Below are 16139 nucleotides of genomic sequence, written 5' to 3'. Positions count from 1 at the left end.
GCGGTCAGCCGCCCCCTCCCGAGCGGATCAGGCTTACCAGGCGCTGTGCCGTGTCCACGTCGCAGCGGCCCAGGTCGATCAGGGGTGCGGGGACGTCCCTCGCGCACGACGCCGAGTCCAGGCTGAGGGACGGCAGGCTCAGACCGACGGCGGTCAGGGCGTCGCGGAGCGTGAGGATCGTTTCTTCGGCGGCTCGGATGTCGAGCTTTTCGGTAGGCATGATCCGTATCTCTACCGTCCGCACCGTCCCTGTGCAGCAACCGAGTTGAAAGCCGCGCCAAGTGGACCAAATCGACTCCGGTCGGAGCGGGAATGGCCATCTTCGGCTCATTGTTGGGCAAGGTTATGCCCTCCTCTGATCAGTCGCGTCAGACGCGACCGCCGCGGACCCGCGCCCGCATGCCCCTTGCCGTCTACATGCTCGGCCTCGCCGTCTTCGCCCTCGGCACGAGCGAATTCATGCTCTCGGGCCTGCTCCCGCCGATCGCGCGCGACATGGACGTGTCCATTCCGCAGGCGGGCCTGCTGATATCGGCCTTCGCGATCGGGATGGTGGTCGGCGCGCCGCTGCTGGCGGTGGCGACCCTGCGGCTGCCGAGGCGGACGACACTGATCGCGCTGATCTCGATCTTCGGGCTGGGGCAGGTGGCGGGCGCGCTCGCTCCTTCGTACGAGCTGCTGTTCGCCTCCCGCGTGGTGAGCGCGTTCGCGTGCGCCGGATTCTGGGCGGTGGGGGCTGCGGTCGCCATCGCGATGGTGCCCGTCACCTCCAGGGCGCGGGCGATGGCCGTGATGATCGGCGGCCTGAGCATCGCCAACGTGCTCGGCGTGCCGGCCGGGGCGTTCCTCGGCGAGAGCCTGGGGTGGCGGTCCGCCTTCTGGGCCGTCGGCGCGGCTTCCGCGGTGGCCCTGGTGGGTGTCGTGACCCTGATTCCGCGTATCCCCGTACCGGAGGAGAAGCCGCAGCTCAAGCGGGAGCTGGGGATCTACCGGGACCGTCAGGTGCTCGTGTCGGTCGCGATCACCGCGCTCGCCGCGGGTGGCGTCTTCTGCGCGTTCAGCTACCTGTCGCCGCTGCTGACGGACGTCGCCGGGCTCGACTCCAAGTGGGTGCCGTGGGTGCTGGGGCTGTTCGGGGTCGGTGCGCTCGTCGGCACGACGGTGGGCGGCATGATCGCGGACGCGCGGCCGTTCGGCGTGCTGATCGGAGGCATCAGTACGTCGACGGTGCTGCTTGCGGCGCTGGCGGTGTTCGGCGGGACTGCGGCTGCGGCCGTCGCCCTCTCCTTCGCGCTGGGCTTCTCCGCCTTCTTCACGGCGCCCGCGCTCAACGCCCGGATGTTCAACGTCGCGGGCGCGGCTCCGACGCTCGCCGGGGCGACCACCACCGCTGCCTTCAACCTCGGCAACACGGGTGGGCCGTGGCTGGGCGGCACGGTCATCGACGCCGGGTGGGGATTCTCCGCCACGGCGTGGGCCGGGGGCAGCATGACGGTCGTCGCGGTGGGACTCACGGCGCTGGCGCTCAGGTGGCAGCGGACGGATGCGTCGTCGCGGTTGGTGGCGCGGGGGGTTGTGGGGGTGGAGGCGGCTTCCGGAGTGCGGGCGGAGGTGTAGGCGGGAGGGGTTGGGGGCGGGAGCGAGGGGCGCGGCGCGGGAGCGAGGGGGCGCGGGAGCGAGGAGCGGGCGGGAGCGAGGGTGGGCGGGAGCGAGGGTGCGGCTCCGCCGGGGGCCGCCCCCCTTGCCCGCCCGTTCCGCCCCCGGGGGCGGCCCCGCCGCCCAAGAGGGCTGGGGGGGTGGCTGGCGGGGGCGGCCCCGCCGACCAAGAGGGTTGGGGGGGCTGGCGGGTGCGGTCCCGCCTCCCACGGGATCGGGTCAGTCGGTCAGGGACTGGTAGGCCGTGGTCCAGAAGTCGTGGAAGGCCCAGGCCGCGTTCGGGACGGACATGCCGACCTGGGTGAGCAGTACACCGGTCAGGCCCGTCACCGGGTCCGCGTACGTCGACGTCCCGCTGCCGCCGTCCCAGCCGAACTGGCCCACCGGCGCGTAGTCACCGCGGTACGTACGCACCGCCATCCCGATGCCCCAGCCGCCGTGCTGTCCCTGGCCGAACGACAGGTGCACGTTGTTGACGGCCATCTCGTGCCGGGCGGCCTGCTGCTCGGGGGTGAGGCGGTTGGTGGTCATCAGCTCGACCGCCGGGCGGGACAGCACCCGCTCGCCCTCGTGCGTCCCGCCGTTCAGCAGCATGCGGAAGTACGCGTGGTAGTCGTCGGCCGTGGACACCAGGCCACCGCCGCCGCCCTGGAACGCCGGGGCCGCGCTCCAGCGTCCCCCCTTCGCCTGGTCCCACACGTGGAACTCGCCGGTGCCCGGGTCCGGGGCGTAGAGGTCCGGCAGCCGGTCGATCTTCTCCGCGGGGACGTGGAAACCGGTGTCCTTCATGCCCAGCGGCTCGAAGATCCGCTCCCGCAGGAACGCCTCGTACGACTGGCCCGTGACCCTGGCTACCAGCACGCCGAGCAGGTCGTTGCTGATTTGGTACTGCCAGCGCTCGCCGGGCTGGTGCATCAGCGGGAGCGTGCCGAGCCTGCGCAGCCACTCGTCGGGCTCCGGCATCGGCTCCGGCAGATTGGGCGTCAGCCCCTGTTCGAACACCGCGTTCATGATCGGAGCACCCAGCGCCGTCATGTCCATACCGAGCCCGAACGTGGAGGTCAGCACGTCCCGTACGGTGATCGGCCGCCGGGCCGGCACGGTCTCGTCCAGCGGGCCGTCGATCCGCTTCAGCACCTGCCGGTCGGCCAGCTCGGGCAGCCAGCGGTCCACCGTGTCGTCCATCCGCAGCTTGCAGTCGTCGACCAGGGCCATCGCCGCCGCAGCCGCGACCGGCTTGGACGTCGACGCCATCCGGAAGATCGTGTCCCGGCTCATCGGCGCACCGCCGTCGTGCCGGAACGTCCCGAAGGTCTCGACGTGCGTCTCCTCGCCCCGGCTGACCAGAGCCACCAGGCCGGGTATCCGCCCGGACTCGACATGCCCCGCCAGTACGTCACGCATCTTGCGCAGTCCGGAACCGCTGAAGCCGCCGGTGCTCGTGCTCATCTGAAACTCCTTGGTCGCGGACCGCCGGTGGCGGGCGAGGATGCGGCCGCCCGACCGGCGCCGCAGAAGTTCGGGAAGTGCTGAACGAGCACGAAGCTACATTGCGTTTACGATTCGGTCAACGCAAAATGGCACACCGATACCCATCAACAGCGGCCCAACTGCCTTTCGTTGCAATGGAGATGCCGGTGAACGCAAAGACGGACCGAGGGCGCATTGCAATGGGGTTGTCGGGGGCCCGGTGTGCTCGCGCGGCTAGGAGGACGCGGGCTCCGCGCCGTGGCCGTGCTTGCGGCGGCGCAGTCCGGCCGCCGTGATCCGCCGGACGAGTTCCTTGCTGCCTATTTCCACCGCACCCGCCGCCACCGCGTCCGCGTACCTGCTCTGCGGTACGTCGTAGTGGTCGCGCTCGAAGGCGCGCGGCGGGCAGCCGACGCGGGCGGCGAAGGCGTGGAGCTCCTCGTACGACACGTCGCTGACCAGGTGCGACCACAGGCGGCCGTGGCCGGGCCAGGTCGGCGGGTCGATGTAGATCGTCATGCGGGCGGCAGCTTTCCGACGGGAGCGACGGAGACGACGGCCTTCGTGCACACCCAGTGCGGGTCGGGGCCCAGCTCGGGCTCGACCTCAAGGGCGTGCGGATCGCCGTCGTGGCAGACCGGGCACAGCGGCCAGCGGCCGTACTTCTCCAGCAGGGCGTCCTGTACGTCCTGGGCGACCAGCCCCGCGACGAACCCGGCGCCGTCGGGCCACTGCTCGACCCACCAGCGGCGGTGCACGATCGCGTCCTCGACGATCGACACGATGCCGGGGTCCGCGACGTCGCGGGCGGTCAGGTCGGCCATGACCTGGGCGCGGGCGGTGTGGAGGGACTGTTCGAGGGGATCCATGGCGCAATTGTCTCGCGGGTGGCCGGATGGCGGCACTGCGGACGATGTCGGGGAAGGGACCGAAGTCACACCGGGGTCGGGGCCTGCGGACTGTTGACTGGCACCGTGTCTGAAAATATCTTTCAGAGGTGAGCGACGCACTGAAGAAAAGTTCCACGTCCGCCCCGGTCTCGGCCGCACCCGCCCCCGCCGCCCTGGCCGCCAAGGTCCGTACCCTCGCCCCCTCGATGACCCGCTCCATGCAGCGCGTCGCCGAGGCCGTCGCCAACGACCCCGCCGGGTGCGCCGCGCTCACCGTCACCGGGCTCGCGGAGCTGACCGGCACCAGCGAGGCCACCGTCGTACGGACCTCACGGCTGCTCGGCTATCCGGGCTACCGCGACCTCCGCCTCGCCCTCGCCGGCCTCGCCGCCCACCAGCAGTCCGGGCGCGCGCCCGCCGTCACCGCCGACATCGCCGTCGACGACCCCATCGCCGACGTCGTCGCCAAGCTCGCGCACGACGAGCAGCAGACCCTCGCCGACACGGCGGCCGGCCTCGACACCGTTCAACTCGGCGCGGCCGTACAGGCGTTGACGCAGGCCCGCCGTATCGACATCTACGGGGTCGGGGCCTCCTCGCTCGTCGGCATGGACCTCGCCCAGAAGCTCCTGCGGATCGGTCTCTTCGCCCACGCGCACAGCGACCCGCACCAGGCCGTGACCAACGCCGTCCTGCTCCGCAGCGGGGACGTGGCGATCGCCATCACCCACTCCGGCTCGACCGGCGACACCATCGAGCCGCTGCGCGTCGCCTTCGAGCACGGCGCGACGACCATAGCCGTGACCGGCCGCCCCGGCGGGCCCGTCGCCCAGTACGCGGACCACGTCCTCACCACCTCCACCGCCCGCGAGAGCGAGCTGCGGCCGGCCGCCATGTCCTCCCGTACCAGCCAACTGCTCGTCGTGGACTGCCTGTTCGTAGGCGTTGCCCAGCGTACGTACGACACGGCGGGGCCCGCCCTGGCCGCTTCGTACGAAGCACTCGCCCACCGGCACGACCCCCGCACCACCCGATAAGGACCCCTCCCCCATGAACACCAGCCCCACCGGCGCCGCCCCGTACGGCGAACTGCGCGCCCAGCTCGACACCCTCACCACCGAGGCCTTCCGCCCCGAACTCGCCGAGATCGACCAGCTGCCCACCGCCGAGCTGGCCGCCCTGATGAACGGCGAGGACGCGACCGTCCCGGCGGCCGTGGCCGCGCGGTTGCCGCAGATCGCCGCCGCCATCGACGGCATCGCCGCCCGCATGGCACGCGGCGGGCGGCTGATCTACGCGGGCGCAGGTACGGCGGGACGCCTCGGCGTGCTCGACGCCTCCGAGTGCCCGCCCACCTTCAACACCGACCCGAGCGAGGTCGTCGGCCTGATCGCGGGCGGCCCGTCCGCCATGGTCAAGGCGGTCGAGGGCGCCGAGGACAGCAAGGAGCTCGCCGCCGAGGACCTCGACGCGATCGAGGTCGGCCCCGACGACAGCGTCGTCGGCATCTCGGCCTCGGGCCGCACCCCGTACGCCATCGGCGCCGTCGAGCACGCCCGCACCCTCGGGGCCCTCACCGTCGGACTCTCCTGCAACGCGGACAGCGCACTCGCCGCGGCGGCGGAACACGGCATCGAGGTCGTCGTCGGCCCCGAACTCCTCACCGGCTCCACCCGGTTGAAGTCGGGCACCGCCCAGAAGCTCGTCCTCAACATGATCTCGACGCTCGTCATGATCCGGCTCGGCAAGACGTACGGAAACCTGATGGTCGACGTCCGCGCGTCGAACGAGAAGCTGCGCGCCCGCTCACGGCGCATCGTCTCGCTGGCCACCGGCGCGGCCGACGCCGAGATCGAGGCCGCCCTCACCGCGGCCGACGGCGAGGTGAAGAACGCCATCCTGATCATCCTCGGAGAGGTGGACGGGCCCACCGCCACCACCCTGCTCGACGAAGAGCACGGTCATCTCCGCGCCGCCCTCAAGTCCGCCCGCAGCGCCACCGCGTAGCCCCGGGCTCCCTCCCCACAGCAAGGCACCACGCACCATGAGCACCGACTCCCCTGTGAACAAGAACCGCGCCACCGCAGCCGCGATCCTTCCGCTCGTCGGCGGCGCGGACAACGTCGCCTCGGTCGTCCACTGCATGACCCGCCTCCGGCTGGGCCTGCACGACCGTACGCTCGTCCAGGACGACGCCCTCAAGGCGCTGCCCGCGGTCATGGGCGTGGTCGAGGACGACACCTACCAGATCGTCCTCGGGCCCGGCACGGTCGCCCGGGTCACCCCCGAGTTCGAGGCACTCGTGGCGGAGGAGAGGTCCGCCGCCCCCGCGCCGGTGGCTGACTCCCCCGCGCCGGTGGCCGACTCCCCCGCCCCCGCCGGGGCGGGCGGGTCCGCCGGGACGCACACGCCGACCGCCGAGGAGCTCGCCGCCGAGGGCGCCGCGATCAAGGCCGCCAGGAAGGCGAAGAACGCCACCCCGTTCAAACTCTTCCTGCGCCGGATCGCGAACATCTTCGTCCCGCTGATCCCCGCCCTCATCGGCTGCGGCATCATCGCCGGCCTCAACGGCCTGCTGATCAACCTTGGCTGGCTGCCCACCGTCACCCCGGCGCTCGCTGCCATCGCCTCCGGGTTCATGGCCCTGATCGCGGTCTTCGTCGGCTTCAACACGGCGAAGGAGTTCGGCGGCACGCCCATCCTGGGCGGTGCGGTGGCCGCGATCATCGTCTTCCCCGGCGTCGCGAAGATCGACGCGTTCGGCCAGACGCTCTCGCCCGGCCAGGGCGGCGTGCTCGGCGCGCTCGGCGCGGCGGTCCTCGCCGTATACATCGAGAAGTGGTGCCGTAAGTGGGTGCCGGAGTCGCTCGATGTCCTCGTCACCCCCACCCTGACCGTGCTGCTGTCCGGCCTGGTCACCATCTTCGGCCTGATGTTCGTCGCCGGTGAGATCGCCACCGCGATCGGCACCGGCGCCGACTGGCTGCTGGACAACACCGGCGCCTTCGCCGGCCTGGTACTCGGCGGTCTCTTCCTCCCGCTGGTCATGCTCGGTCTGCACCAGGCACTGATCCCGATCCACACCACCCTCATCGAGCAGCAGGGCTACACGGTGCTGCTGCCGATCCTGGCGATGGCGGGCGCGGGCCAGGTCGGCTGCGCGGCGGCCGTCTACCTGCGCCTCAAGCACAACCACTCCGTCCGCAAGACCATCAAGTCCGCCCTGCCGGCCGGTCTGCTGGGTGTCGGCGAGCCCCTCATCTACGGTGTCTCGCTGCCGCTGGGCCGCCCGTTCGTCACGGCGTGCGCGGGCGGCGCGGCGGGCGGCGCGTTCGTCGGGCTCTTCTCGATGCTGGGCGACAAGGTCGGCTCCACCGCCATCGGCCCGTCCGGCTGGGCACTCTTCCCGCTCCTCCAGGGCAGCCACGGCCTCGGCACCACCATCGCCGTCTACGCGGGCGGCCTGCTCGTCGGCTACGCCGTCGGCTTCCTGGCGACGTACTACTTCGGCTTCACCAGGACCATGCTGGCGGAGCTCAACACCCCGGCGGCGGAAGCGGCGGCCGACCCCGCCCCGGCGAAGGAGCCCGCCGGGGTCTAGGGGTCCGGGGGTACCACGCGGGGCGCAACCGGCACTCCGAGTTCAACGAAAGCCCGGGGTACCGGAGTTGCGGCACGTAGTCTGCGGTGGTGATTGGATTCGAGCGGCTGGCTGTCTTCCTGACCGTGGTGGGCGTGCTGATCGCCGTGCCCGGTCCGAGTGTTCTCTTCGTGGTGAGCCGGGGGGTGTCACTGGGCCGCAAGGCCGCCGTCTCGACGGCGGTCGGCAACGAGGCGGGGCTGCTCGTCCAGGTGGTGCTGGTGGCGTTCGGGCTGGGCGAGGTGCTCGCCCGCTCCTATCTGCTGTTCTCGATCCTCAAGTTCGCCGGCGCGCTCTATCTCGTCTACCTCGGTGTCCAGGCGTGGCGGCACCGCAAGCAACTGGTGGTGGCGGAGAAGCAGGAGGGGCCGGCTGCGGGGCAGACGGGGCGGGTGTTCCGCGAGGGGTTCATCGTGGGGGTGAGCAATCCGAAGGGGCTGCTGATCTTCGGTGCGATCCTGCCGCAGTTCGTCGACCCCTCGGCGGGGAACGCGCACATGCAGTTGCTGGTGCTGGGGCTGCTGTGCGTGCTGATCGCGCTGATCTCCGACGCCACCTGGGGCCTCCTCGCAGGCTCCGCCCGCAACTGGCTCGCCCGGTCCCCCCGCCGGCTGTCATGGATCGGCGGGGCCTCGGGCGTCGTGATGGTCGGCCTGGGGGTCCAGCTGGCGCTCAGCGGGCGTGACTGAGAGCTGACCGCCGGGGTCCCGTGGCCGGTGTTCCGCGGACGTGACCGGGCCCTGACCGCCGGGGCCCCGGGGCCCGTGTTCAACCCGCCCACTGTGCCCGGGTGATGCCCAGCTCGTACGCGACGGCCACCGCGCTGGCCCGGTTGCGCAGACCGAGCTTGATCAGCAGGTTCTGTACATGCGTCTTGACCGTGCTCTCGCTGACCACCAGCTCGCCGGCGATCTCCGCGTTCTTCATGCCGCGTGCCAGGAGCGCGAGGACCTGTCGTTCGCGCAGCGTCAGCAGGTCGAGTGCGGAGTGGCGGACCGGCTGTCTGCGGGGTGCGGTACGGCTCGGCGCGCCCTGGCCCGGCGCCCAGATCCGGTAACCGCCGGAGACGAGTCTGATCGCGGACACCAGGAACTCCGGTTCCGCCCAGGCGAGCACCACACCCCCGGCCCCCAGCCGGTCCGCCTCCGCGTGCAGGGAATCGTTGGCGTCGTGGGTCAGCAGCAGCATCCGTGAGACCCCGGCGCCGGAGTGGTGGACGGCCCGGTGCATCAGCTGGACGACGTCGATGGACCGGCAGGCGGTGTTGATGACGAGCACGTCCAACGACGCGTCCAGCGTGGCTTCGAGCACCGTCGGGCGGGCGCGGGCGCTGCCGACGAGGACGAGGTCGGGGTAGCCGCGCAGAATGTGCACCAGCCCGGCCTGCACCAGTCGCGAGTCGTCGATGAGGAAGATGCGGATCGGAGCCCGTCCACCGGCCGTCTCGCCCGGCACCGGCACCCTGCGGCCGAGCGCGTCACCGGACACGGGCACCCTGCGGCCGAGCGCGTCACCGGACACGGGCACCCTGCGGCCGTGCGCGTCACCCGGCGTCGGCGTCTGGTCGGATCGAGCCTCTGACACGAGTCCCCCCTGGCCCCGAACGCGGCAACACGGCAGTTGGTCAGAATCGAACAGTTCTTCATCCTGTCCTATGGCCATAGGTCATAGCGCTCAGTTTTCCGCCACATCCTCCGGCCACGCGGCGAGATTCGGAACCGGTCCTTTGGGCCTAGCCCGTTGTGCGGAGAGGTCCTTCGCACAGTGGCCGATCTGCCGAAGAAACCGCCCCGTAACCCCGCCTAGGGTCACGAGCCATGACACAGAACGTGGTGATTCTGGGCGGTGGCACGGCCGGGTGGATGACGGCCTCCTACCTGCGGGCCGCATTCGCGGACAGCGTCAACGTCACCGTCGTGGAGTCGGGACGGATCGGCACCATCGGGGTGGGCGAGGCCACCTTCAGCACGGTCCGTCACTTCTTCGACTACCTGGGCCTCAGCGAGGCCGACTGGATGCCCGCGTGCAACGCCACCTACAAGCTGGCCGTGCGCCTGGAGAACTGGCGGGCGCCCGGCACGTACTTCTACCACCCGTTCGAACGCATGCGGGTCGTCGACGGAGTGCCGCTCACCGACTGGTGGCAGAAGGTCGGCGAGTCGGGCAGCTTCGACCGCGACTGCTTCCTCATCCCCTGGCTCTGCGACGCCAAGGCGTCCCCCAGGTACCTCGACCGGCGCCTCTTCGAGCAGGACTTCGACGAGGCCCCCGACCGTCCGCTCTACCGCACCACGCTCGCCGAGCAGAACACGCAGTTCCCGTACGCCTACCACTTCGACGCCTCCCTGCTCGCCGAGTTCCTCAGCCGCTACGCCGTCGAGCGCGGTGTGCACCGCGTCATCGACGACGTCGTGGACGTGACCCTGGACGAGCAGGGCTGGATCGAGCACCTCGTCACCGCCGAGCACGGCGAGCTGACCGCCGACCTCTACGTCGACTGCTCCGGCTTCCGCAGCCGGCTGATCGGCGACGCGCTCCAGGAGCCGTTCGTCTCCTTCCAGGACGCCCTCCCCAACGACCGCGCGGTCGCCCTGCGGGTCCCCGTCGACACCGCCGTGACCGGCATCAGGCCGTGCACCACCGCCACCGCTCAGGACGCCGGATGGATCTGGACCATCCCGCTGTACGACAGGATCGGCACCGGTTACGTCTACGCGAGCGACTACTGCGGACCGGAGGAGGCCGAGCGCGCCCTGCGTGACTTCGTCGGGCCCGCGGCGGCCGACCTGGAGGCCAACCACATCCGGATGCGGATCGGCCGCTCGAAGCGGGCCTGGGTCAACAACTGCGTGGGCATCGGGCTCTCCGCCGGTTTCGTCGAACCCCTGCAATCGACCGGCATCTTCCTCATCCAGCACGCCATCGAACAGCTCGTCAGGTACTTCCCCGGCACGAACCGCGACCCGGTGCTGCGCGACACCTACAACCTCAGCACCGCCCGCGCCATCGAGGGCGTACGCGAGTTCCTGATCCTGCACTACCGGGGCGCCGCCCGCGCCGACAACGACTACTGGCGCGACGCCAAGACCCGCGCGGTCCCCGACGACATGGCCGTACGCCTCGAACAGTGGCAGAGCAAACTCCCCGACAACGACACCACCTACCCCTATTACCACGCCTTCGAGCCCTACAGCTACGTCTGCATGGCCCTCGGCCTCGGCGGCATCCCGCTGCACCACCCGCCCGCGCTCGACCTGGTCGACACCCGCGCCGCGCGGGCCGAGCTGACCCGGGTCAGGGAACAGGCGCGCAAGCTCGTCGACACCCTGCCCAGCCAGGTGGAGTACCTGGCGAGGCTCCGGCGATGACGCTCGCCCTGCACACCCTGGCGGTGCTGGCCGTGGTGCTCCTCGCGGCCCGGCCGGCCCGCCGTGCGGCAGTACTCGCGCGCCAGCCGCCCGTCATCGGGGAGATCGCCCTCGGTCTGGTGGTCGTCCCCCTGCTCACCACGGTCGCCGGACCCGACGTCGTGCACACCCTGCTGCCGCACGACCTCACGTCCCAGCTGCACACCGTCGGCCTGGCCGGCCTCGCGCTGTACCTGACGGGTGTCGGGCACAGTGCACGGCCACGCCGCGACGAGGTGTCGGCCCGCTCGTACGGCTGGCTGCTGGCGGGCTCCCTGCTGCCGGGGCTGCTGGCCGGGGTGCTGCTGGCCCTCTGGGTGGGCTGGCGCGACGCGCCGGGGGAACGCGGTACGGCGCCCACGGCGGCGCTGTTCCTGCTGCTCGCCGCCGCGTTCGCGGTCACCGCCGTGCCGGTGCTGGCGCGGATCCTCACCGACCGGGGGCTCCTCGACTCGGCCGCCGGCCGGCTCTCCCTCCTGGTCGCCGTCGGCATCGACGCCCTGACCTGGCTGGTCCTGACCGCGGCGCTGGCCACCGCGGGCGGCCCCGGCCGGCTCCTGCGGGCGGTGGCGGTGATCGTGGGCGGGGCGCTGGCGGCCGCAGTGCTGCGGCGTCTGCTCGCCAGGCCGGCCGTGGCCCGGCTGTGCGCCCGCCGGCCCACCGCCGCCGCGGTCCTGCTGGGCCTGGTCGCGATCGGCGCCGCGCTGGGCACCGAGCGGGCGGGGCTCACCGCGATCTTCGGCGCGGTGCTGGTCGGGCTCGCGGTCCCGCGGGACGGCGAGCACGGGCCGCGCTCCGGCCCCGTGGCGAAGGTGGAACGCTGCGGGCTGCTGCTCGTACCGGTGTTCTTCGTGACGACCGGCCTCCAGATGTCGACCGAAGGGCCGGACGGCTTCTTCTGGCCGACCCTCGCCCTGGTCCTGGTGCTCGCCACCGCGGCCAAACTGGGCGGCGGATACGCGGGGGCGCGCGCCGCCCGGCTGCCGCGTGCGACGGCGTTGCGCTTCGGGGTGCTGATGAACACCCGCGGACTGACGGAGATCGCGGTCCTCCAGGCCGGGCTGTCGGCCGGCATCCTCTCCTCCGGGCTGTTCCTCTCGCTGGTGCTGATGGCGCTGGTGACCACGGCCGCCACCGGCCCGCTGCTCTCCTACGCGGACCGCCGCCACCCCGGCACCGCCGTCCCGCCCCGGCCAGCGCCCCAGGAGTCCGCCCCATGACCACGCCAGAGACGGCCACCACCGGGGAGACGACCGCGGGGGCCGACGGTTTCAGAGCGCTGATGTCCCTGTTCCCGACCGGCGTGGCGGTGATCGGCGCCCTGGACGACGCCGGCCGGCCGTGGGGGATGACCTGCTCGTCCCTGTGCGGTGTCTCCCTCGACCCGCCCGTGCTCCTGGTCTGCGTGCGCAGCGGCAGTCCCACCCTGGACGCGCTGGAACGTTCCGGCGCGTTCAGCGTCAACCTGCTGCACCACCGGGCCCGGGACGTGGCGGAGCTCTTCGCCTCCGGCGACCCGGAACGCTTCCGCCGGACCTCCTGGCACCTGCCCGACGCGACGGCCGCAGGACCGCACCTGCGCGACGCCGCGCACGCCGTGGGCGACTGCCTGGTGGACGGCGTGCGCAGGGTCGGCGACCACACCGTCGTGTTCGGTCTCGTGGTGCGGGTCGGCGTCACCCCGGGCCGCCAACGCACCCCGCTGCTGCACGGGTTGAAGCAGTACGCGGCCTGGCCGTCGGACGGTAGCGTGGCGGGCCCCGGAACGAACCGCCCGAAGCCACTCGACGAGGAGTGACATGTCGCAGCCCGAGAAGTCCCTTGATGTCCGGTCCCCCGAGGACGTGCTCCGTGCCTCCGGAGTGCCGTTCACGGTCCTGGACCACGTGCCAATCGTGGGGCAGGCGGACGCCGAGACCAAGCTCGGCCTCGAAACGCGGCAGTTGCTGAAGACCATGGTCTTCAGGACGGCCGACGGTGGCTTCGTCCTCGCCGCCCTGCCCGTCACGGGCCGGGTCAACTACGGCCGGCTGGCCCGCGCGGCGGGCGTCTCCCGCTCCAAGCTCCGCCAGGCCGAACCGGACGAGCTGAGCCTGCTGGGCATGGAGCCTGGCGGGGCGAGCCCGGTGTGCGACCGGCCCGGCGTCGTCACCGTCTTCGACGAGTCGGTGACCCGCATGGGCACCGTCTACTGCGGCAGCGGACGCGCGGACCGTACGGTACGGATCGAGGCGGCGCAGCTGATCGCACTGGTGGAGCCGAAGGTCGAGGAGCTGTCCTCCTGAGCCTCAGGTACCGAACCGCTCCGGTGCGAACGGCTCCGCGCCCGCCGCGACCCGGCCCGAGACCAAGTGCTCCGTCAGCAGCCGCGCCGTGCCGGGCGCCAGGGGTATCCCGTCGATGCCGAAGCCGGTGAGCAGCCACAGCCCCGGCGCCCCGGGCGCCGGGCCGACGACGGGCAGACCGTCGGGGGACATCGGGCGCACCCCCGACCACGCCGCCCGCGCCGGTGTCTTGGCCAGTACGGGGGCGAACCTGGCCGCCGCCGCCGCGATGAGCGGCACCGCCTCCGCGCCGTCGCGTATGTCGTCGGGCTGGAGCGCCGGGCCGCTGCTGGAGCCGAGCACCACCTCCCCGCCGGGCAGCGGCTGGAGGGAGAAGACCACCTGGGTGGCCGCGGTCCCGGGGGCGGCGACGTCGGTCACCAGCGGCGGGCCGCTGCGCTTGAGGCCGACAGGACCGTGCCAGGTGGACTGCATGAGCGTGTGCCGGAACACGGTGTCCTCGACCGGCGCGGTACGCACCAGCCAGCCGCGCGCGCCGAAGACCGGCACGTCGCTCCCGGCCTGCTGGGCCAGGCTCCGTGCCCACGGCCCCGCGGCGAGCACCACCGCCCCCGCCGTCAGCGGCCCGTCGTCGGTCATCACCCCCGTGACCCGGTCGCCGTCCTTCGTCAGGCCCCGGACCAGGGTGTTCGTCCGGATCTCGGCGCCTGCCCGGACGGCCCGCCGGGCCACTGCCACGGCGGCCAGCACCGGGTGCAGGGCGTACGCACCTTCCACGGCGACCGCGCCCGCGAGGCCGGGCGCCAGGCCGGGTTCAAGCTCCCGCAGATCGCCGGGGCCGATCTCGTGCGTCGCAAAGCCCACCTCGGTCAGCGCCCGGCCGTGGCCGCGGGCCCGTGCCAGGCCCTCCTCGTCGTCGGCGACCAGCAGATAGCCGTGGCGCCTGAACCGGAGGTCGGCCTCGCTCTCCCGCGCGACCTCCTCGTAGAAGGCGACCGCCTCGGCAAAGAGGGCACCGCAGGCCGGCAGCGGACTCGGCAGCAGACCGCCCTGGTTGCGCCCGGAGGCGCCCTTGGCCAGGGCGCCGCGTTCCAGGAGCAGCACGCTCAGCCCCTGTCCGGCCAGCCGTTCGGCGGCGGCGCAGCCCGCCGCACCACCGCCGACCACGATCACGTCATGTGCCATGTAAATCGCTTCCTTCCAACGGGCGGGCGGAGGTGGCGGGGCCGGGGTCCGAGGGGTCCGGCGTGGGGCGCAGCACGGCGTCGCGGGCGATGGCGGCCAGCAGTCCCGGGACGCCGTGCTCGATCTCCTCGACCGGCCCCGCACACAGCGCGGCCGGCTTCTCGGCCCGGCTGGACGCGTACGCCGGGTACAGGCCGTTGACCGTCAGGTCCTCGCTCACCGCCCTGATCCGGCGCAGGAGTTGGGCGGCGACCTCGGCGGGCGAACAGGGCGCGCGCAGGGTGAGGAAGTAGGTGTCGAAGAGGACCGCGCGGATGTCGCGCGGCAGCGGACGGTCCTGGCCGGCCGCCGACTGGAGCAGCGAAGGCGCGTCGGGCACCAGCTTGAGGGCGATGCCCTCGTGCACGGCGGTGTTGAGCGCGCACTCCGCCAGCAGGGCATCGGCCCCGCCCGCCCGGGCGGCGGGCGGCCTGCCCCGCAGCAGGGCGCGTACGGGTCCGTAGTCGCGGGCCCAGGCGCCGCTGAACGCGGGGTGGTGCAGGGCCATGCTGGGCCGGATGACCCGGTGGTAGACCTCGCGGGTGCACGACGCCGTGTACAGCAGCATCGCCGAGTAGCCGCGCACCAGCCGGGCCGCCGGAAGCATCCCGTCCGGCGCCGGGGGAAGGGGCTGCGCCGACGCCGGGGGAAGCGGTTGCGCGGGCGACGGGGAAAGCGGCTGCGCCTGCGCCGGGGCACGTGCCTGCCCCTGTCCCGGCGCAGGGGCGGCGGCCCGCACGGCCCGGCGCGCCAGTTCCTGCCACAGCATGAAGGTGAGCTGGTGGCCGGTGATCCACCGGAACCAGAACAGCTGCTCGGCGGAGTCCGCGGCCCCCGGCCCGGCCGGCGGCCCCTGCGCCGGAGCCGGCCGCGGGCCGAGCAGTTCCGCGTACCGCCAGGCCAGCTCGCCGTCGCCGCGCGCGTGCACCGGGTCGGTGGGCAGTACCAGGGGTTCGAGCCCGTAGGCCCGGCCGCCGAACCCGATGACGCCGCTCTCCAGCAGACCGGCGGTCGAGGTGACGTCCAGCGTGCTCACCGCCCCTCGGCCTCCGCCGGTACGTGGGTGAACTCGTACTCCAGCCCGTTGACGTCGTAGAGGTAGAAGCTGCTCACCCCGTCGGCGTCCACGACGATCTCCGTGGGGGGCTCCGGGCGGACGAAGGCGAAGCGGCCACTGGTGTGCAGCCGCTCCCAGCGCTCCCGCCAGTCCCGCAGTTCCTCCGCCGTGGCGACGGCGATGCACACGTGCTGGAACTGGAAGGTGTCCGGGCGCGGCGGGGTGTAGTCGGCGGCGCGGGTGAACACGTGGAAGCGGGTGCCGGCCGCGACCACCTCGGTCAGCCGGGTGATGCCGGGCAGCCGCGCGCGGGTCAGGTCGGAGAAGGAGTCGAGGGTCCAGGCCGCGGTGCCGCCGAAGAACTCGGTGTACCAGGCGACACAGTTGTCGAGGTCGGCCGTCTCGACCGCCAGGTGGTGCAGTGCGGCCCGCGGGTCTGTGCCGGGCGCTGCTGGTTCGTCCACGGGGAGGGACACGGGGAGGGACACGGGTTCGAAGATCCTTTCCGGT

General features: G+C 72.4%; 17 protein-coding genes. 9 read left to right on the top strand and 8 right to left on the bottom strand.

What is annotated here, in order from left to right; translation table 11 throughout:
• Nucleotides 1-4 precede the first annotated feature (4 nt).
• Nucleotides 5-220 carry a hypothetical protein gene (locus ACIQM4_RS13920; protein WP_401590603.1) on the bottom strand — a complete coding sequence of 72 codons (216 nt, stop codon included), beginning with the start codon at nucleotides 218-220 and terminating at the stop codon, nucleotides 5-7.
• A gap of 179 nt (nucleotides 221-399) precedes the next feature.
• On the opposite strand from ACIQM4_RS13920, the gene ACIQM4_RS13915 reads away from it, so the two are divergent.
• Nucleotides 400-1617 (top strand): Cmx/CmrA family chloramphenicol efflux MFS transporter, encoded by a 1218-nt coding sequence (locus ACIQM4_RS13915; protein ID WP_401590600.1) that lies wholly within the window; start codon nucleotides 400-402, stop codon nucleotides 1615-1617.
• Between the two features lie 258 nt (nucleotides 1618-1875).
• On the opposite strand, the gene ACIQM4_RS13910 is transcribed toward ACIQM4_RS13915, so the two are convergent.
• From ACIQM4_RS13910 to ACIQM4_RS13900, 3 genes are all read right to left on the bottom strand, one after another.
• Entirely contained in the window at nucleotides 1876-3105 is a 1230-nt protein-coding gene (locus tag ACIQM4_RS13910) for a serine hydrolase domain-containing protein (RefSeq protein WP_401590597.1), read from the bottom strand.
• A gap of 255 nt (nucleotides 3106-3360) precedes the next feature.
• Nucleotides 3361-3645, bottom strand: coding sequence for a DUF4031 domain-containing protein (locus tag ACIQM4_RS13905; protein WP_401590594.1), 285 nt, complete (start codon nucleotides 3643-3645; stop codon nucleotides 3361-3363).
• On the bottom strand, nucleotides 3642-3995 hold the full coding sequence (locus tag ACIQM4_RS13900; protein WP_401590591.1) for a hypothetical protein: 354 nt from the start codon (nucleotides 3993-3995) through the stop codon (nucleotides 3642-3644). The genes ACIQM4_RS13905 and ACIQM4_RS13900 overlap by 4 nt, the downstream gene beginning before the upstream one ends.
• A 140-nt stretch (nucleotides 3996-4135) precedes the next feature.
• Between ACIQM4_RS13900 and ACIQM4_RS13895 the strand changes: the two genes are divergently transcribed.
• The 4 genes from ACIQM4_RS13895 to ACIQM4_RS13880 all read left to right on the top strand — a co-directional run bounded on the left by ACIQM4_RS13895 (nucleotide 4136) and on the right by ACIQM4_RS13880 (nucleotide 8345).
• Nucleotides 4136-5053 (top strand): MurR/RpiR family transcriptional regulator, encoded by a 918-nt coding sequence (locus ACIQM4_RS13895; RefSeq protein ID WP_401591402.1) that lies wholly within the window; start codon nucleotides 4136-4138, stop codon nucleotides 5051-5053.
• Between the two features lie 13 nt (nucleotides 5054-5066).
• Nucleotides 5067-6023, top strand: coding sequence for an N-acetylmuramic acid 6-phosphate etherase (murQ, locus tag ACIQM4_RS13890; RefSeq protein WP_401590588.1), 957 nt, complete (start codon nucleotides 5067-5069; stop codon nucleotides 6021-6023).
• A 37-nt stretch (nucleotides 6024-6060) separates the two neighbouring features.
• Nucleotides 6061-7617, top strand: coding sequence for a PTS transporter subunit EIIC (locus tag ACIQM4_RS13885; RefSeq protein WP_401590586.1), 1557 nt, complete (start codon nucleotides 6061-6063; stop codon nucleotides 7615-7617).
• A gap of 89 nt (nucleotides 7618-7706) precedes the next feature.
• Nucleotides 7707-8345 carry a LysE family translocator gene (locus ACIQM4_RS13880; protein ID WP_401590584.1) on the top strand — a complete coding sequence of 213 codons (639 nt, stop codon included), beginning with the start codon at nucleotides 7707-7709 and terminating at the stop codon, nucleotides 8343-8345.
• A 79-nt stretch (nucleotides 8346-8424) separates the two neighbouring features.
• Here the strand turns inward: ACIQM4_RS13880 and ACIQM4_RS13875 are convergent, their stop codons facing one another.
• Nucleotides 8425-9240, bottom strand: a complete 816-nt coding sequence (locus tag ACIQM4_RS13875; RefSeq protein WP_401590581.1) for a LuxR C-terminal-related transcriptional regulator — start codon at nucleotides 9238-9240, stop codon at nucleotides 8425-8427.
• Between the two features lie 233 nt (nucleotides 9241-9473).
• Between ACIQM4_RS13875 and ACIQM4_RS13870 the strand changes: the two genes are divergently transcribed.
• Genes ACIQM4_RS13870 through ACIQM4_RS13855 form a run of 4 tightly spaced genes read left to right on the top strand, consistent with a single transcriptional unit; the run spans nucleotide 9474 to nucleotide 13348 of the window.
• Complete coding sequence (locus ACIQM4_RS13870; RefSeq protein ID WP_401590579.1) at nucleotides 9474-11024, top strand: tryptophan halogenase family protein; 1551 nt, start codon at nucleotides 9474-9476, stop codon at nucleotides 11022-11024.
• Complete coding sequence (locus tag ACIQM4_RS13865; protein ID WP_401590576.1) at nucleotides 11021-12283, top strand: cation:proton antiporter; 1263 nt, start codon at nucleotides 11021-11023, stop codon at nucleotides 12281-12283. Before ACIQM4_RS13870 ends, ACIQM4_RS13865 begins: the two co-directional genes overlap by 4 nt.
• Nucleotides 12280-12861, top strand: a complete 582-nt coding sequence (locus ACIQM4_RS13860) for a flavin reductase family protein (protein WP_401590574.1) — start codon at nucleotides 12280-12282, stop codon at nucleotides 12859-12861. The genes ACIQM4_RS13865 and ACIQM4_RS13860 overlap by 4 nt, the downstream gene beginning before the upstream one ends.
• A 1-nt stretch (nucleotide 12862) precedes the next feature.
• On the top strand, nucleotides 12863-13348 hold the full coding sequence (locus ACIQM4_RS13855; RefSeq protein ID WP_401590571.1) for an aminoacyl-tRNA deacylase: 486 nt from the start codon (nucleotides 12863-12865) through the stop codon (nucleotides 13346-13348).
• Nucleotides 13349-13351: 3 nt separating this feature from the next.
• Here ACIQM4_RS13855 and ACIQM4_RS13850 read toward each other — a convergent pair whose 3' ends face one another.
• Genes ACIQM4_RS13850 through ACIQM4_RS13840 form a run of 3 tightly spaced genes read right to left on the bottom strand, consistent with a single transcriptional unit; the run spans nucleotide 13352 to nucleotide 16117 of the window.
• Nucleotides 13352-14533, bottom strand: a complete 1182-nt coding sequence (locus ACIQM4_RS13850; protein ID WP_401590569.1) for an NAD(P)/FAD-dependent oxidoreductase — start codon at nucleotides 14531-14533, stop codon at nucleotides 13352-13354.
• Nucleotides 14523-15608: an L-tyrosine 3-hydroxylase gene (locus ACIQM4_RS13845; RefSeq protein WP_401590566.1), complete on the bottom strand. Its 1086-nt coding sequence runs from the start codon at nucleotides 15606-15608 to the stop codon at nucleotides 14523-14525. Before ACIQM4_RS13845 ends, ACIQM4_RS13850 begins: the two co-directional genes overlap by 11 nt.
• Nucleotides 15605-16117, bottom strand: coding sequence for a VOC family protein (locus ACIQM4_RS13840; RefSeq protein WP_401590564.1), 513 nt, complete (start codon nucleotides 16115-16117; stop codon nucleotides 15605-15607). Before ACIQM4_RS13840 ends, ACIQM4_RS13845 begins: the two co-directional genes overlap by 4 nt.
• Nucleotides 16118-16139: the final 22 nt, after the last annotated feature.

It is taken from the genome of Streptomyces sp. NPDC091272 (genome assembly GCF_044757485.1).
Taxonomy (GTDB): domain Bacteria; phylum Actinomycetota; class Actinomycetes; order Streptomycetales; family Streptomycetaceae; genus Streptomyces.
Note: the sequence above shows the minus strand (reverse complement) of the source record. Positions and strands in the feature narration are given on the sequence as shown.

Excerpts from the sequence above, each read along its gene's own strand:
- ACIQM4_RS13860 (WP_401590574.1), top strand. The coding sequence starts at position 12,280 with ATGACCACGCCAGAGACGGCCACCACCGGGGAGACGACCGCGGGGGCC.
- ACIQM4_RS13885 (WP_401590586.1), top strand. The coding sequence starts at position 6,061 with ATGAGCACCGACTCCCCTGTGAACAAGAACCGCGCCACCGCAGCCGCG.
- murQ (WP_401590588.1), top strand. The coding sequence starts at position 5,067 with ATGAACACCAGCCCCACCGGCGCCGCCCCGTACGGCGAACTGCGCGCC.
- ACIQM4_RS13850 (WP_401590569.1), bottom strand. The coding sequence starts at position 14,533 with ATGGCACATGACGTGATCGTGGTCGGCGGTGGTGCGGCGGGCTGCGCC.
- ACIQM4_RS13920 (WP_401590603.1), bottom strand. The coding sequence starts at position 220 with ATGCCTACCGAAAAGCTCGACATCCGAGCCGCCGAAGAAACGATCCTC.
- ACIQM4_RS13915 (WP_401590600.1), top strand. The coding sequence starts at position 400 with ATGCCCCTTGCCGTCTACATGCTCGGCCTCGCCGTCTTCGCCCTCGGC.
- ACIQM4_RS13855 (WP_401590571.1), top strand. The coding sequence starts at position 12,863 with ATGTCGCAGCCCGAGAAGTCCCTTGATGTCCGGTCCCCCGAGGACGTG.
- ACIQM4_RS13910 (WP_401590597.1), bottom strand. The coding sequence starts at position 3,105 with ATGAGCACGAGCACCGGCGGCTTCAGCGGTTCCGGACTGCGCAAGATG.
- ACIQM4_RS13905 (WP_401590594.1), bottom strand. The coding sequence starts at position 3,645 with ATGACGATCTACATCGACCCGCCGACCTGGCCCGGCCACGGCCGCCTG.
- ACIQM4_RS13900 (WP_401590591.1), bottom strand. The coding sequence starts at position 3,995 with ATGGATCCCCTCGAACAGTCCCTCCACACCGCCCGCGCCCAGGTCATG.
- ACIQM4_RS13870 (WP_401590579.1), top strand. The coding sequence starts at position 9,474 with ATGACACAGAACGTGGTGATTCTGGGCGGTGGCACGGCCGGGTGGATG.
- ACIQM4_RS13865 (WP_401590576.1), top strand. The coding sequence starts at position 11,021 with ATGACGCTCGCCCTGCACACCCTGGCGGTGCTGGCCGTGGTGCTCCTC.